Source organism: Chryseolinea soli, assembly GCF_003589925.1.
GTDB classification, from domain to species: Bacteria; Bacteroidota; Bacteroidia; order Cytophagales; family Cyclobacteriaceae; genus Chryseolinea; species Chryseolinea soli.
This window is the reverse complement of sequence record NZ_CP032382.1, coordinates 1,734,929-1,748,342: the sequence shown is the minus strand read 5'-3', so window position 1 is coordinate 1,748,342 and position 13,414 is coordinate 1,734,929. Positions and strand designations below refer to the sequence as shown.

Here is a 13,414-nt window from a genome sequence, read left to right as displayed (position 1 = left end):
CGACCCATTCTCGACCCGTACCCATAACGTTGTGACCGGCGGCCATGCGGCCATGCCAGAAAAGCCCGTGAATATCCCTTGAATTTGGTATCTTTTGGACTTTTACGAATCATGGAGCCAGTGAAGAGATCATTTAATGCCATTGTTGGGTTGATCGTTGTGAACGCGATCATGTTTCTGATCACCATGTATGCGCCGGGTATGAATAAGGTTATGTTTGAGACCTTTGCGTTATACTATCCAAAGAACGAACATTTTCACTATTGGCAACTGGTGACCAACATGTTTATGCATTCGGACCAGACCTGGATGCATATCGTCTTTAACATGTATGGCTTGTGGGCCTTCGGCACGCCGCTTCTCGAATTGTGGGGAGGGAAGCGGTTCCTCTTCTTTTATTTTGTGGCCGGCATCGGGGCCGCCTTGATATATACTTTTGTAAACTATTACCAATTCAATGCGATCTATGACGATCTTCTGGCCGCGGGAATTTCGGCAGCGGATATTCAGCATCTTTTGAGCACGGGACGGGGCGTTGAGGCCTTGTTGGTATTCCCGGAGGAAAAATTGGCTACTTTCTACTATTTGTTCAATACGCCCGCCGTGGGTGCCTCCGGCGCCATCTATGGTGTGCTGGTCGCCTTTGGAATGACATACCCCAATGCCAAACTTGCCCTTATCTTTTTCCCGGTGCCCATCGCCGCCAAGTTTTTCATCCCCGCGCTGATCGCGATGGATTTGTTTTCGGGCGTTACAGGGGTCTCGATTTTTGGAGGAGGCATCGCTCACTTTGCACATATTGGCGGAGCGATCATCGGATTTTTATTGATGTGGTCCTGGCGAAACAAAACCAGAGTGCCTGAATATTATCACAACGACGGAGCAGAGGCCTAACCCGTTCAACACAGCATGGCCGTACAGGATCTGAAGATCACAAAACTGTTCAACGATTTCTTTCACAGCGAAAGAGCCGGCGGTATGGTGCTGATGGGTTGCACGGTGTTTTCGCTGTTGCTCACCAATTCTTTTTTGCACGAATCTTATGTACACATCTGGGAATATACGATTGGTGGTCAGCCGGTGGAATATTGGGTCAACGATGGCTTGATGACGATTTTTTTCTTGCTGGTGGGCCTGGAACTGGAGCGTGAAGTGTATATCGGCGAACTGTCCAACGTGAAGCTTGCCCTGCTGCCGGTCATTGCTGCATTAGGAGGAATGTTAGTGCCGGCAGGTCTCCATTATCTTTTGAATGGGGGAACCGTCACGCAAGGCGGCGCGGGCATTCCCATGGCCACGGACATTGCTTTTGCCCTGGCGGCACTCTCGCTGTTGGGAAATCGTGTGCCGGCTTCGCTCAAGGTTTTTCTTACGGCCCTCGCCGTTATCGACGACCTCGGCGCCATTTTGGTGATTGCTTTTTTTTACACCGACGCATTGGCGTGGACCAATTTACTCGTGGCGTTGTCGGTGTTCGGCGCGCTGCTGATCTTGAACCGGCTCAAAGTAAGGAACCTCATTCCGTATCTGGCGGGCGGCGTGGTGATGTGGTACTTTATGCTCCACTCAGGTATTCACGCTACCATCTCGGGTGTGTTGCTGGCGTTTGCCATCCCGTTTGGAAACGGTGATGAAAAATCTACTTCCTATATTTTGCAACAGCGGCTGCATCGCCCGGTCGCCTTCATGATCCTTCCCTTGTTTGCACTGGCCAACACTTGCGTGGTCATTCCTAACGATTGGTTTCAAGGCTTGCTCACCTCCAATAGCATGGGCATTTTGTTGGGGCTGGTCGTGGGCAAACCGATAGGGATCTTCCTGTTTTCTTTCCTGGCCGCTCAACTCAAACTCTCCGCCCTGCCGGGCGATTTGAACTGGAAGCATATTTTCGGTGTGGGCATCCTTGGCGGCATCGGTTTCACGATGTCCATTTTTGTGACGTTGCTGGCCTTCAACGATCCTGCTTTCATCGATACTTCCAAGATCGCTATCATGATCGCATCGGTGATGGCGGGATTGGGTGGGTATCTCTGGCTCAACGTATGTTTTTCCCGGGCAGTGGTAGGCAATACAGAACCGCTGAAATAGGATGATTTACAGATGCTGATCGATCACGCGCTTCAGGTACTCTGTAGGCACAACGCCTGATTGACGCCACACCGGATTTCCGTTTTTGAAGACGATCAGGGTAGGCACACTCTGTACCTGGTAGGCCTGTGCGGCCTGGGGATTTTTATCGATGTCGATCTTGATGATGCGGGCGGTGTCGCCGATCTTGGATTTCAAATCTTCCAGGATGGGTGCCATCATTTTACAGGGGCCACACCATTCGGCCGAGAAGTCCACCACCGTGGGCTTCTCGCTGCCAATCAATTCTGCAAAACTGCCTTTTGCCATAACGCGTGATATTCAGTGATGCCTCTCTAACAACGGGCAGTGCCGGGTGGTTCCCCATCATTCAACCTTCAATGCATCCACCGGTTTGGCACGGGACGCGCGCCAGGTTTGTGAACCGATGGTGATCAGGCCCAGGGCCAGCAAGATCGCGACACCCAGCATCAGAATACCCATCCCAAACTCGATCCGGTTGGGCAGGCTTTGCAACCACAGGTTGTTGACAAAATAGCTCAGCGGTGCACCAATGGCGATGGAGAGCGCGATCATCCACACGAATTCTCTCGACAGCAACAGGGCGATGCTGCTATCCTGGGCTCCCAACACCTTGCGGATGCCCACCTCTTTGGTGCGCCGTTCCGAGGCATACGTGGCCATGCCCAGCAATCCCAGGCACGCGATGGTAATGGCCAGGAAGGCAATAAAACCCAGTATCGACACCAGGTCAAATATCCCCTGGTGCAAGGATGCCAGTTGTTGATCATAGAATTGATAACGGAAAGGATGCACCGGGTCGATGCGCTTCCACGTTTGCTCCAACTTTCCGACAGTAGCCATCAGGTTGGGTGAGGCGATCTTGACGTTCAGGAAAGCAAAACTCGAAGGATTGTTTTGCATGACCAGCGGCCCGATCTCATGCTGATTGATCAAAAGCCTGTACCGGAAATCTTTTACAACCCCGACCACTTCCAAAAGCTCACCGCCAAATTTGGTTTCAAACACCTCGCCAAGAATGTCGGCCGGGTGGGCGTAGCCCATTTCTTTCACGGCCGTTTCATTCACCAGGATAAAACGCGAAGTCGAGTCGCTCACGGCGGGCAGATTTTTACCGGCGATGATTTTGAGATCCAGCGTGCTGGTAAAATTTTCATCGGTTGTCAGCTTGCCCATCGAGATATAGTCGCCGGAGGTGTTCATCTTACGAACCTCACAATTGTTGTTGGTGTTTCCGGCGGGGATGAGGTCGGTGGCGGAGATGGTAGACACGCCCGGCACGGTGCTCATCGCGTTTGCGATTTTCCGGTAGTCGTGTCCCTGGAGTTGAACATTAACAATATTTTTCGACGTAAATCCGTAATCGAATTCAAGATAATGTTTGAATTGCTGATAGATGAGGATGGCCGTCGTGATAAAAAACAACGAGACCACAAACTGCGATACACTCAACACTTTTCTCAACCCCAACTTTCCTGCACTCGCGCCACCCAGGTTCTTCAACGCCTTGATGGGCTGATACAACGACAAGTGAAACGCAGGATACAAACCCGCCACGATACCCACGCCGATAGCAAACCCAATAAAGATCCCATACACTTCGAACGTGGAAGGCAATTCAAAATTCAAATACTGATTCACCCAAAGTCCCTTGAAGGCCGGTGCGATAAAAAGAAGCAGCATAACAGCCATACCGAGTGCCAGCAACGAGGTGATGATCGATTCACTGAGAAATTGAAAAACAAGCGCCGATCGATTCGCCCCCGTTACCTTGCGTACGCCAATTTCCTTCGCCCGCGTCAAGGCGCGCGCCGTTGAGAGGTTGGTGTAGTTCAGACAAGCCAATACCATAACGATGGCGGCGAGGATGGAAAGAAAATAATAGCCAATGCGTGGCAACCGGTTGTTGACGTCGTTGCCTTGAAGGTTGGTTTGAATATCGGTCAATGCCTGACCGGTTAGATTGAATCCTTTCACCTGGTCGAATTTCAAGTTGGCATATTTGCGTGCCACCAGGTCGGACAGGGCCGTATTCAGATCATCTTCATTTTTATCCGGTCGAACCAACGCATAGGTATAAGCACGATAAAAAAATTCCCAATTGTTGCTGAGGTCTTCCACTTTCTTTTCATTGATCAGTGCCTGTCGGGTAGAAGTGGAGACCAGTGCATCAAATGCGAGATGCGATTTATAGGCTGTTGGATCCAGCACGCCGGTCACCGTGAGGCTTCCCCATTTAACCGGAGCGGCTCCGATGCCATCGTATTCCAGCGGAAAGGCAAGTTGCCGGTCGGAAAAGTCGATCACTTTGCCCAGCGGATTTTCATGTTCAAAGAGTTGTTCGGCCAGCGCCTTGCTGATGATCACGGAGAACGGAGCGGATAGCGCCGTCTTTTTATCGCCTTGTACCAGGTCGAAGCTGAACACGTTGAAGAACGAAGGATCTGCAAAATAGCCGCGCATGGTGGCGATGCGTTGCTGATAGGTGGCATCGCCGCCTACGCCCGGCATGAGCGTGACAGCATCTTCGGCGACGGTATACTCGGTCTTCAGTGCCGCCGCCAGCGGGTAAGGCGACGTGGCGTAGCCTTGGCGTGAACCTTCATAGTTGGTCAGGATGCGATAGATGCGGGTTTTCTTTTCGTGAAAAGCATCATAGCGATGCTGATCCGCCAGCATGAGGATGATGAGCATGCAAAGCGACATGGCCACAGCAAGCCCGAACACGTTGATGAAAGAGAATACTTTGTACTTGAGAATATTCCGGATCCCTACTTTGAAATAATTTTTAAACATATCATGCGGATTTATGTAGTCAACACTTTGTGTGGGGCGAATGATGGATGGACGGAACAACAGGAGCACGTCGCCTGCCATTCTCCAGTCGGCCTTTCGTTTACTGCTCTGCTGTAGCCGTTCGTTGTAAAGTTCAAGCAGGTCGCCTTCAATATATTTTTGCAATTCCGGGTGGCAGAACCAGCGGAAGAATCTCAACAGGAAGCGTGGCGGATGAGGCTCTTGCGCCTTCATATGCCGGTCATTTTCGGGTGTAAGGCCATCTTCGGAATAGCAGCCCACAGCTCGTCGCGCGTGCGCTTGGTGTATTCCATGGCTTTGCGCCCGAGGGCCGTGATGGTGAAGTAGCGTTTCGGGCGGCCGGCACGCTCCTGTGTGGCCTCCCCCTCCGACGACTTCAGGTAGCCTTTGTCTTCCAATCGCTTGAGTGCCGATTGAAGCGCGCCCACACTCACCTTCCGCGAAAGGCGCTCTTCGATTTCTTTTTTGACGGATACGCCATAGGCATCGGGGTACAACACACCCACGGTGAGCAATACAACTTCTTCAAATTCGCCCAGCTGGAATTTTTTCATGCGGCCATAATTAATTCCTATCCGTAGTATTAAAATTTGTGCCAGGATTATAAATGTGCATGGCGCTTGTGGGAACGCGGTTTTTCATGGGCGGGATTGTTCGCATTCGTACAATGAGCGAACGAATTTAGGGTGCCTTCGCGCTAAAATAATTGAACCGCGAGGCTCAAGGTCAACGATCTTGAGCTATACGGAGCTCGCAATTGATCTAGGATTCTTTATTTTAGTGTAACTTGATCTTTCCAGGTACACCGGAACTTAACCGGGAATCACGAATAGAAAGGTATCTTCCGATGCGCCTCATGAAGTAGTGATTGAAAGTCAAGCGTTTAGTAGCCATTTTATATAAACACTCAAAAATGAAATTCCTGTTTTTTACATTGCTAATTTTTACGTTTTGTTTGGCACAGACAAAACGTAAAGTTGACAAAAGGATTCCCCAAAACCAGTCAGAGAAAACGTTGACACTATATTACAATGTCATTTCTTGCACGTGTGCACAGTGGAGTGAAGACACGGAAAAAGAGAACAAAGATTATTATTATTTAGAGCCGTCCAATGACAACCTAATGAAAGTAGACACTCTATTTGACGGGGAGCATCTTCCCGTCGTAGTTGAAGTAACAGGACGAGTTGTACTGACAAAGGGTTATCCGAAAGGCTTTAAGCCAACAAAGGGTGCTGATCCGGGAAATGTGTTTAGATACACGAAAATTAGAGTGCTACAAATGGAGAGAAGAAAGGCGGCGATTAAATAAAGTTTATAGCTCAACCACCCGCTGGCGAAATTCCTGTACGCTACAGGATTCTCAGTGAGCGACAAGATAGGAGTGCGTCCTTTGTGGCTTTGCGTTTATGTTGATTTACGGACGATCCGCATCAAAACCAACCCAGGAACTCAAACACCGTGATCGAAAAATTGTAGGTGAAGTGAGCGATCATTCCATACCAAAGCGTATTATACTTACCCCTTAAAAAGCCCAGCACCAATCCCAGCGGGACGAGCCAGAGCAGGCTGATGATGTTGAGGTGGATGATGGCAAAAACAAACCCGGTGATGTAGACGGTGCTTTTTCCGGGCGTTACTTTGAGGATATTGTCAAACAAAAATCCGCGGAAAGCGACCTCTTCAAAAATCGCGGGCTGCACGGCAATGAAGAGCGTGGATAATAAAAAGGGATACGCGGTGTCCTGGAACATATACGTGCTGTAGAACACATCGTCCTGGATGGAAAGATTGATCCAATTGGCCACGACCGACACCACCACACTGCCCGCCACCGCACCCAATATGGTGAGCGCCATGACGGTCAGACTCAGTCCTCGTAAGGAAAACAACGGCTTGAGCGTTTGAAAATAATTACCCCAAAACGCGATCACGATGGCCACGTCAATGACGGTGATGATCACGATGCCCTCGAAGCCCTCGGGGAAAACGGACGTGAGCTTGTAGATGCCCAGCAGCACAAGCGTTATAAAATAGTACGCCAACGTAGGCGTGAGAACGTCAAACACATCTTCCTTCCGGTCGCGATCGCTCGCGATGGCTAGTGAATTGCCGCAGTGTCCACAAAAGTTGTCGGTTGCTTGAACGATGCCCTGGCAATTTGGGCAAGTCGGCATCGGCTCCGGGAGCGGCTCAGTGGTTTCCAATTCCGGTGCCTTTTAATTTTTCCAGTTCTGCCCGATGCACCCCGGCTTGCCGGGCCGATCGGATGCCGCCTACAAACGCTACGATGAAGATTATTTTGAATAATAACCCTTGAAACAGCAGCGCCGGATTGTCAATAATGGCCACCACATTTAGCGTGAGGTAAACAATGAAGGCCGTTAGGATCGCGCCAAAGGGATTGCGATCGGCCCAGGCCGTCAGGATGAGAAAGAGCAAGGCCAGACAAATGCTGGAGATCATCGTGGGAAAATCGTCCGCCATAAAACCGGCAACGAGTCCCAGGATGAGGTTTATCGCCGCCAATACATACAGCAATTTTTTGCAGGTGCTGATGCCTCGCTCTGATTCTTTGAGCAGGCGTGTCCGGACGGCGATGTTGCTCCGGAAGATCATCTGTTCATCTCTCGTTCCCCCAATCGGGAAACTACATCGCGAACAAAACTTTTGGGTGGCTGAATTAACGGCTTTACAATTTTCACAAACCAACGTTTCAGTTGGCGAATCAACGGATGAGGACTCCAAAACGGTATTGATTTAGGTGGAAAATAAAAGTAGCAAAATTTTTCTTATTTGAAAATGCCGTTGAAGTGCAACGATGACCCAAATCTTCCCTTAATGAAACAGCGACACAAAGCAAAAGGGCTGCTCATCCTGAGCAGCCCTATAGATATCCAAACGAGAACAGAAGTTACTCGAGGATCCGGCAATGAAATCCGTTTTCCTGCACCAGGTCCATCACCTTACCGGCCCGAAGGTTGTGACCTTCCACCCGCAGCACTTTATCGCAATCGTCGAGGTCGAAATTGATGCGGCTGCCCGGGAAGTGCTGTTGGAGCAACGCCACGAGCTGCCGCGCATGCACGCGCTCGTTTACATTCGTTTTGAAAACCTCTACGCTTTTGGGTTCTGACATAATCGTATGCATGGTTCTATTTTTTTTGCTTGCACCGCGATACCGCGCGTCATGTTCAGGGCATCAGGATGCAGGTTCCAGGAAGTTTTTCAACATCGTATTGATGATCTCGTTCCAACCTTGTGTAAAGCTCGACTTGGCGAAGTCTGCATTTTCCTTCGACGGGAAAGTCTCCACGCCTTCGTGCGTGAGCTTCAGTTTGGTTTTACCGTTCTCATCAAACAACTCGAACGTCACGTACGACAAACCCTCGTTGCCGGGATACTCCCAACTATAGCTCAGCTTTTTTCCAGGCACGACTTCCACGACCTTGCAACGATGCAGATAGGTTTTTTCGGGAGAGCCCGCCGTGAACTCAAACGTGAAACCAACTTCCGGTTTGAACTCGGCGAGGTCGAAATACCACTGCTTCATATCGTTCACATTCGTGATGGCCTTCCACACCGTGGCGATCGGAGCATGGAAGGTGCGCTCGCACACTACCGGTGCCAGCAAACCCGGAACAAGCGTTTCGAAACGTTCCAGGCTTTGAGTCCAACCTTCTTCCATGCCCGCGATGGACTCGGCCATTTCGGGTGTGGCGCGGAGCACAGACGCACGGAGCGTGAGCCGGGTTTTGCCTTGCTCTTCAGCGAAGGTCACTGTGTTGAGTATTTCCACTTGAGGAATGCCTTGCGCATCTTCGAAGCCGGTGGTGACAAACACAAATTTCTCCGGGACCACCACTTCGCGCACGGTGCCCTGGATAGGAAACTGCACGCCATCCGGGCCGCGCATCTCAATATAAATGGCGCCACCGGGGCGCGGATCCATCCGGCAAACGGGAGCACTAAAGCCTTTGGGACCCCACCATTGCGCAAGATGCTTGGGGTCTGTCCACGCTTTGAAGGTCAATGCACGCGGGGCGGCAATGAGCCGGGTGATCACGAGCTCGCTGCTTACGGGCTCGTGAATGAGTTCATTTTTTTGTGCCATGATTTTTTCTTTTTGAATGGAGAATATGAGGTCTTGTATCTTCTTTTTAAACCGCTGCAACGCGTCATTTCTTTCGCGTCCGCTTTGTTTTTTTGGCTTGTAGTTCCTTGAGATAGCTCTCCAGCGCGTCCAGTCTGGTGTTCCAGAACTTCCTGTATTGCTCAACCCAATCCGACACCTCGTTCAATTTTTCCAACCGCGCCTCGCAAAAACGCTCGCGTCCCTGCTGGTGGATCACCACCAGTCCACATTCGGTAAGGATCTTGATGTGTTTGGAAATGGCCGGGCGGCTCACATCAAAATTTCCGGCCACGGCGTCGATGTTCAACTGCTTATGGGCGATCATGTTGATGATCTGCCGCCGCGTGGGATCCGCAATGGCCTGAAATACGTCTCTGCGCATGATTTTTTTATTTGTAACCGATCGGTTACAAACATAATGAAACCGTTCGGTTACGCAAATATTTTGATGGATTTTTTGACAGGCCGCAACGAAATGTTGCCCGGGCCAAATAAAAAAATCCTGCTTTCACAGGATCCAGAGTGCTTTTTGCTTTCCAATTTTAAGTTCTAAGGCCAACGTTTTTGCACGAGATGTAAAGGACATCTGTATTTCAAAAGGTAAGTATCCCAGGCGGAATGCCTGGGATACTTATTTATTTACTCCCCAATTTCGTGGTACGTGGCCCGTTCGATCGTGATCTTTAATCGCTCTAGCATGGCGGGCATGTTAAATCCGATGCGCTTGTATTCATTCTGCACAGCGGCCTTTGCCTTGGCGATGGCATCCTCGCTTTCCCAAACCGCCACCGTCACAACGACCAGGTTCCCCTGCTCGTCGGTGCGTTCATAGGCCGCGTCGCTGATAAATCCAGGTTGGGTTTTGAGGAATGTGCGGTTATAGTTCATGCGTTGAAAGAATTCTGCTTTTGCATTTTCCGGGAGGACGAATTTGTCGATGAAGATCTGTTTCATGGCTTTTGTTTTTGACGTTTGACTTGCAATGGATGAAGGTTGTTGAGCGAAAGCGAGAAGGCAACTGAACAAGGCCATCGCGATCGCGGTGATTCGAATCGTTTTCATTTTTTTTATTGTAAAATTATGCTCGAAGCGATAGGAGGAATTGTAAAAATTCATTGATTTAAGTGCGCCTTAAACAGGGCAAAAAAACAGGCCTCCTTTCGAAGGCCTGTTGATCAAGCTCACATTTCCTTTGCCAGGATCTGCCCGGCGATGTTGCCGGGAACCGGTTGGTACCGGCTCAGCGTCAACGAAGCAGATGCCCTTCCGGAGGAAAGAGTTCGCAGCGCGGTGACGTACCCGAACAGACCAGCCAATGGAACCTCGGCATCGATCCATTGAACATTTGCTTTGGCATGGATGCCACGGATGATCGCCCGTCGCCGGTTCAGGTCGCCCGTTACCGCGCCGGTGTATTCTTCCGGTGTCAGAACGTCAACACGCATGAGCGGCTCGAGCAGCTTCGGCGATGCTTTTCGGGCAGCTTCTTTGAAGCCCAGCCATGCGGCCATTTCAAAGTCCTGCGCGTGCGAGTCCTTCGGGTGGATCGCGCCGTCGAAGAGGCGCACCTTCATGGCCTCAACGGGGTAGCCGGCCAACACGCCATTGCGCATGCCCTCTTCGAAACCTTTCTTCACCGAAGAAATAAATTCCCGTGGAATGGCCCCGCCTTTCGCATCGTTCACGAACTCCAATCCTGACGCGCCTTCCGCGGTGGGGATCAATTCAAAATGGATTTCGGCAAAGTTTCCACTGCCACCATTTTGTTTTTTGAACACCTCGCGGTGCACAACGGCTTGGGTCAGCATTTCGCGATAGGCAATGCGTGGTTCGCCTTTGTTGACGATCACATCGTAGCGCGACGCCAGCTTCTCCAGCACCACTTCCAAATGAAGTTCGCCCATGCCCTTCAGGACAGTTTGTCCCGATTGCGGATCGACCTCGACGCTCAACGTCGGATCTTCTTCCACCACCTTCGACAAGGCCTCACCCAGTTTGTTGGAATCGGCGGTCGATTTTGCTTCAATGGCAAAGCCAATCACCGGCGCAGGAAAGTCCATGCTCTCCAGTTGCAAGGGATGCAAAGGATCAGACAACGTATCGCCTGTACGAGCGTCTTTCAATCCCATCAAGGCACCGATGTCGCCGGCCTGGAGTGTCTCGACGGGTTCGAACCTGTCGGAAAGAACTCTGAGCAAGCGGCTCATGCGCATCTTTTTGCCGGTGCGGCTGTTCAGCACGTGTTGTCCGCTTTCCAGGAAACCCGAGTACACACGCACCAACACGAGTTTGCCTACATAGTCGTCGGCAATGACCTTGAACACCAGGGCCGTCAACGGCGCATCCAAATCCGTGTTGCGTTTCATTGCCTGACGATTTTCGGGATCAATTCCGGTTATCGTGGCAACGTCCGCAGGAGCGGGCAAATAGTTTACAATGGCATCCAGCAAAGGTTGCACACCCTTGTTGCGGAAGGCCGCTCCACACAACACTGGCGTTACTTGTAACGACAGCGTAGCGCTTCGCAGCGCCCTTCGGATCTCGTCTTCGGTCACCGACATGGATGCGGTAAACTTGGAGAAGATCGTCTCATCCACCAGCGCCAGTTGCTCGAGGAGGTTTTGCCTCCAATGACCAGCCAATTCCAGCATCGTCGCTGGAATGTCCGTCACCTCGAAGGATTTTCCATCGGCGTTGTTCCATTGCAGCGCTTTCCATCCGATAAGATCGATCACGCCGCTAAAAGAATCCTCCGCGCCAAGCGGCAGTTGTACCGGCACAGCCACCACGTTGAGCTTTTCATGGATCTCGTTTACGACCCGGATGAAATCGGCACCTTGCCGGTCCATCTTGTTCACCATGATGATGCGCGGCACACCATACTTATCGGCCTGGTGCCAAACGGTTTCCGACTGTGGTTGCACGCCCGATCGCGCGCAAAACACCGCCACGGCGCCATCGAGCACACGCAGCGAGCGTTCTACTTCCGCCGTGAAGTCAACGTGCCCAGGCGTATCGATCAGGTTGATCTGGTACGACGCGCCATTCATTTCCCAATAGGTGGTGATGGCCGCCGACGAAATGGTGATGCCGCGTTTTGCTTCCTGCGGATCGGTGTCCATCGTGGTGTTTCCTTCGTCGACACTTCCCATTTTATGGATCATGCCGGTATAATAAAGTATGCGTTCGGTAACGGTGGTCTTGCCCGCGTCGACGTGGGCCATGATCCCTATATTTCGTATTTGTCTGTTCGTTTTCATCTTGTAATACAGTAAAGAATAATTGTCGTAGTGATTTCACATCATAAAAAAAGCCTCCCATCAGAGATGAGAGGCTTCGCGGGCACATGACGTACCGGATACCTATGTCTCTGACAGGGTGAGTATTTCGTTGATTATTAATTTCAATGATAGTGTCATAGCTGTTTTTATGATGTGTATTGGAGAAGTAAAATAAAGGGGAGACAATAAAAAAGCCCCTCCGAATGGGAGAGGCTCTTTTTATATATAGGTATAACCCATATCACTATCCTCTTTCATCCGGAAACACGCAAGCCTCCCCGTCTACTATAAAGACGATGTGGCTGCTGGCAAGAACGGCTTTGATAAAAGCCTTGCCGACAGTTTCGTTTTGATATGTGCGATTCGTGATCATGGTGTTAAGTATTCAACTTTAACGGCGGCAAAGATAATAAGATGCGTGTAAGCCGCAAAACTGGAATTTAAAGTTTAAGGAATGACGCCAACGGGGTGATCCAGCGCATGAGCCGGTGGGAAAAATACTTTGAGCTGGTGGCGAAACAATAATAATCCGCCGCCACCGACTTTTGAAGTATCAAACGGGATCGTCATGAAAGAACACATCCTTCAATATTATGCAAGCGAAAAACAGGGTGCAACCTGGGGCATCGCCCTGGGCGCAACCGTTATTGTTATTGCGATAGGGTTATGGCGCACCGCTGGCGACACGAGTTTGCAGCGGGGCCTGGGGTATGCACTATCGAGTGCCGGTGCACTCATCGTTTTGGCAACCACCGTCACCGTGTTTTACAACAACCGCCGGATACTGCACACCAGGGAGATGCCCGTGGCGAGCAACGTCGACCTGCAACGATCTGAGGTGAGCCGAATGGAAAAAGTAATGGCCACGGCCTATATCGGGGGTTTGGTAACATTCTCAGTGGCGGCGGTTGCTGGCATAGCGTTACTTACGCTCGCTCAAAAGCAATTACAGAAGGGCGTAGGACTTGGACTGCTCTTGATTGGTCTCCTGGGCGTTGGCGTCGAACTGTTTTCGATGAAGCGCAACCGCAAGTATCTCGAAGAAATAAGACAGCTCAAATTTTAGAAAAAT

General features: G+C 50.7%; 14 protein-coding genes. 4 read left to right on the top strand and 10 right to left on the bottom strand.

Annotated elements, in window-relative coordinates; all coding sequences use genetic code 11:
- The first annotated feature begins 120 nt into the window (after positions 1-120).
- Together D4L85_RS07535 and nhaA are read left to right on the top strand one after the other, a co-directional pair.
- Entirely contained in the window at positions 121-894 is a 774-nt protein-coding gene (locus D4L85_RS07535) for a rhomboid family intramembrane serine protease (RefSeq protein WP_228450802.1), read from the top strand.
- Between the two features lie 15 nt (positions 895-909).
- Entirely contained in the window at positions 910-2,088 is a 1,179-nt protein-coding gene (gene nhaA, locus D4L85_RS07530; RefSeq protein ID WP_228450801.1) for a Na+/H+ antiporter NhaA, read from the top strand.
- Positions 2,089-2,094: 6 nt separating this feature from the next.
- Here nhaA and trxA read toward each other — a convergent pair whose 3' ends face one another.
- From trxA to D4L85_RS07515, 3 genes are read right to left on the bottom strand one after another with little or no spacing between them, the layout of a single operon-like run.
- Positions 2,095-2,397, bottom strand: coding sequence for a thioredoxin (trxA, locus tag D4L85_RS07525; protein ID WP_119753749.1), 303 nt, complete (start codon positions 2,395-2,397; stop codon positions 2,095-2,097).
- 57 nt (positions 2,398-2,454) lie between these two features.
- The gene (locus tag D4L85_RS07520) at positions 2,455-5,139 is read right to left on the bottom strand and encodes an ABC transporter permease (protein WP_119753748.1); all 2,685 of its coding nucleotides are present in this window, start codon (positions 5,137-5,139) and stop codon (positions 2,455-2,457) included.
- Positions 5,136-5,480: a PadR family transcriptional regulator gene (locus tag D4L85_RS07515; protein WP_119753747.1), complete on the bottom strand. Its 345-nt coding sequence runs from the start codon at positions 5,478-5,480 to the stop codon at positions 5,136-5,138. Before D4L85_RS07515 ends, D4L85_RS07520 begins: the two co-directional genes overlap by 4 nt.
- Before the next feature lie 359 nt (positions 5,481-5,839).
- Here D4L85_RS07515 and D4L85_RS07510 point away from each other — a divergent pair, with 359 nt between their 5' ends.
- Entirely contained in the window at positions 5,840-6,238 is a 399-nt protein-coding gene (locus tag D4L85_RS07510) for a hypothetical protein (RefSeq protein ID WP_119753746.1), read from the top strand.
- Between the two features lie 121 nt (positions 6,239-6,359).
- Here D4L85_RS07510 and D4L85_RS07505 read toward each other — a convergent pair whose 3' ends face one another.
- From D4L85_RS07505 to fusA, 7 genes are all read right to left on the bottom strand, one after another.
- Complete coding sequence (locus tag D4L85_RS07505) at positions 6,360-7,133, bottom strand: CPBP family intramembrane glutamic endopeptidase (protein WP_160143592.1); 774 nt, start codon at positions 7,131-7,133, stop codon at positions 6,360-6,362.
- Positions 7,120-7,545 (bottom strand): hypothetical protein, encoded by a 426-nt coding sequence (locus D4L85_RS07500; protein ID WP_119753744.1) that lies wholly within the window; start codon positions 7,543-7,545, stop codon positions 7,120-7,122. Before D4L85_RS07500 ends, D4L85_RS07505 begins: the two co-directional genes overlap by 14 nt.
- Positions 7,546-7,840: 295 nt before the next feature.
- A complete protein-coding gene (locus D4L85_RS07495) occupies positions 7,841-8,065 on the bottom strand; it encodes a hypothetical protein (RefSeq protein WP_119753743.1) in 225 nt (74 codons plus the stop codon).
- A gap of 63 nt (positions 8,066-8,128) precedes the next feature.
- On the bottom strand, positions 8,129-9,040 hold the full coding sequence (locus D4L85_RS34720) for an SRPBCC family protein (protein ID WP_119753742.1): 912 nt from the start codon (positions 9,038-9,040) through the stop codon (positions 8,129-8,131).
- A 64-nt stretch (positions 9,041-9,104) separates the two neighbouring features.
- Positions 9,105-9,443 (bottom strand): ArsR/SmtB family transcription factor, encoded by a 339-nt coding sequence (locus D4L85_RS07485; protein WP_119753741.1) that lies wholly within the window; start codon positions 9,441-9,443, stop codon positions 9,105-9,107.
- 257 nt (positions 9,444-9,700) lie between these two features.
- Positions 9,701-10,123, bottom strand: a complete 423-nt coding sequence (locus D4L85_RS07480) for an antibiotic biosynthesis monooxygenase family protein (protein WP_228450800.1) — start codon at positions 10,121-10,123, stop codon at positions 9,701-9,703.
- Positions 10,124-10,242: 119 nt separating this feature from the next.
- The gene (fusA, locus tag D4L85_RS07475) at positions 10,243-12,285 is read right to left on the bottom strand and encodes an elongation factor G (protein WP_236849099.1); all 2,043 of its coding nucleotides are present in this window, start codon (positions 12,283-12,285) and stop codon (positions 10,243-10,245) included.
- A 625-nt stretch (positions 12,286-12,910) separates the two neighbouring features.
- Here fusA and D4L85_RS07470 point away from each other — a divergent pair.
- A complete protein-coding gene (locus D4L85_RS07470; RefSeq protein WP_119753739.1) occupies positions 12,911-13,408 on the top strand; it encodes a hypothetical protein in 498 nt (165 codons plus the stop codon).
- Positions 13,409-13,414: the final 6 nt, after the last annotated feature.

Coding starts and splice junctions, on each gene's coding strand:
- nhaA (WP_228450801.1), top strand. CDS start 910: ATGGCCGTACAGGATCTGAAGATCACAAAACTGTTCAACGATTTCTTT.
- trxA (WP_119753749.1), bottom strand. CDS start 2,397: ATGGCAAAAGGCAGTTTTGCAGAATTGATTGGCAGCGAGAAGCCCACG.
- D4L85_RS07520 (WP_119753748.1), bottom strand. CDS start 5,139: ATGAAGGCGCAAGAGCCTCATCCGCCACGCTTCCTGTTGAGATTCTTC.
- D4L85_RS07515 (WP_119753747.1), bottom strand. CDS start 5,480: ATGAAAAAATTCCAGCTGGGCGAATTTGAAGAAGTTGTATTGCTCACC.
- D4L85_RS07510 (WP_119753746.1), top strand. CDS start 5,840: ATGAAATTCCTGTTTTTTACATTGCTAATTTTTACGTTTTGTTTGGCA.
- D4L85_RS07500 (WP_119753744.1), bottom strand. CDS start 7,545: ATGATCTTCCGGAGCAACATCGCCGTCCGGACACGCCTGCTCAAAGAA.
- D4L85_RS07495 (WP_119753743.1), bottom strand. CDS start 8,065: ATGTCAGAACCCAAAAGCGTAGAGGTTTTCAAAACGAATGTAAACGAG.
- D4L85_RS34720 (WP_119753742.1), bottom strand. CDS start 9,040: ATGGCACAAAAAAATGAACTCATTCACGAGCCCGTAAGCAGCGAGCTC.
- D4L85_RS07485 (WP_119753741.1), bottom strand. CDS start 9,443: ATGCGCAGAGACGTATTTCAGGCCATTGCGGATCCCACGCGGCGGCAG.
- D4L85_RS07480 (WP_228450800.1), bottom strand. CDS start 10,123: ATGAAAACGATTCGAATCACCGCGATCGCGATGGCCTTGTTCAGTTGC.
- fusA (WP_236849099.1), bottom strand. CDS start 12,285: ATGGCCCACGTCGACGCGGGCAAGACCACCGTTACCGAACGCATACTT.
- D4L85_RS07470 (WP_119753739.1), top strand. CDS start 12,911: ATGAAAGAACACATCCTTCAATATTATGCAAGCGAAAAACAGGGTGCA.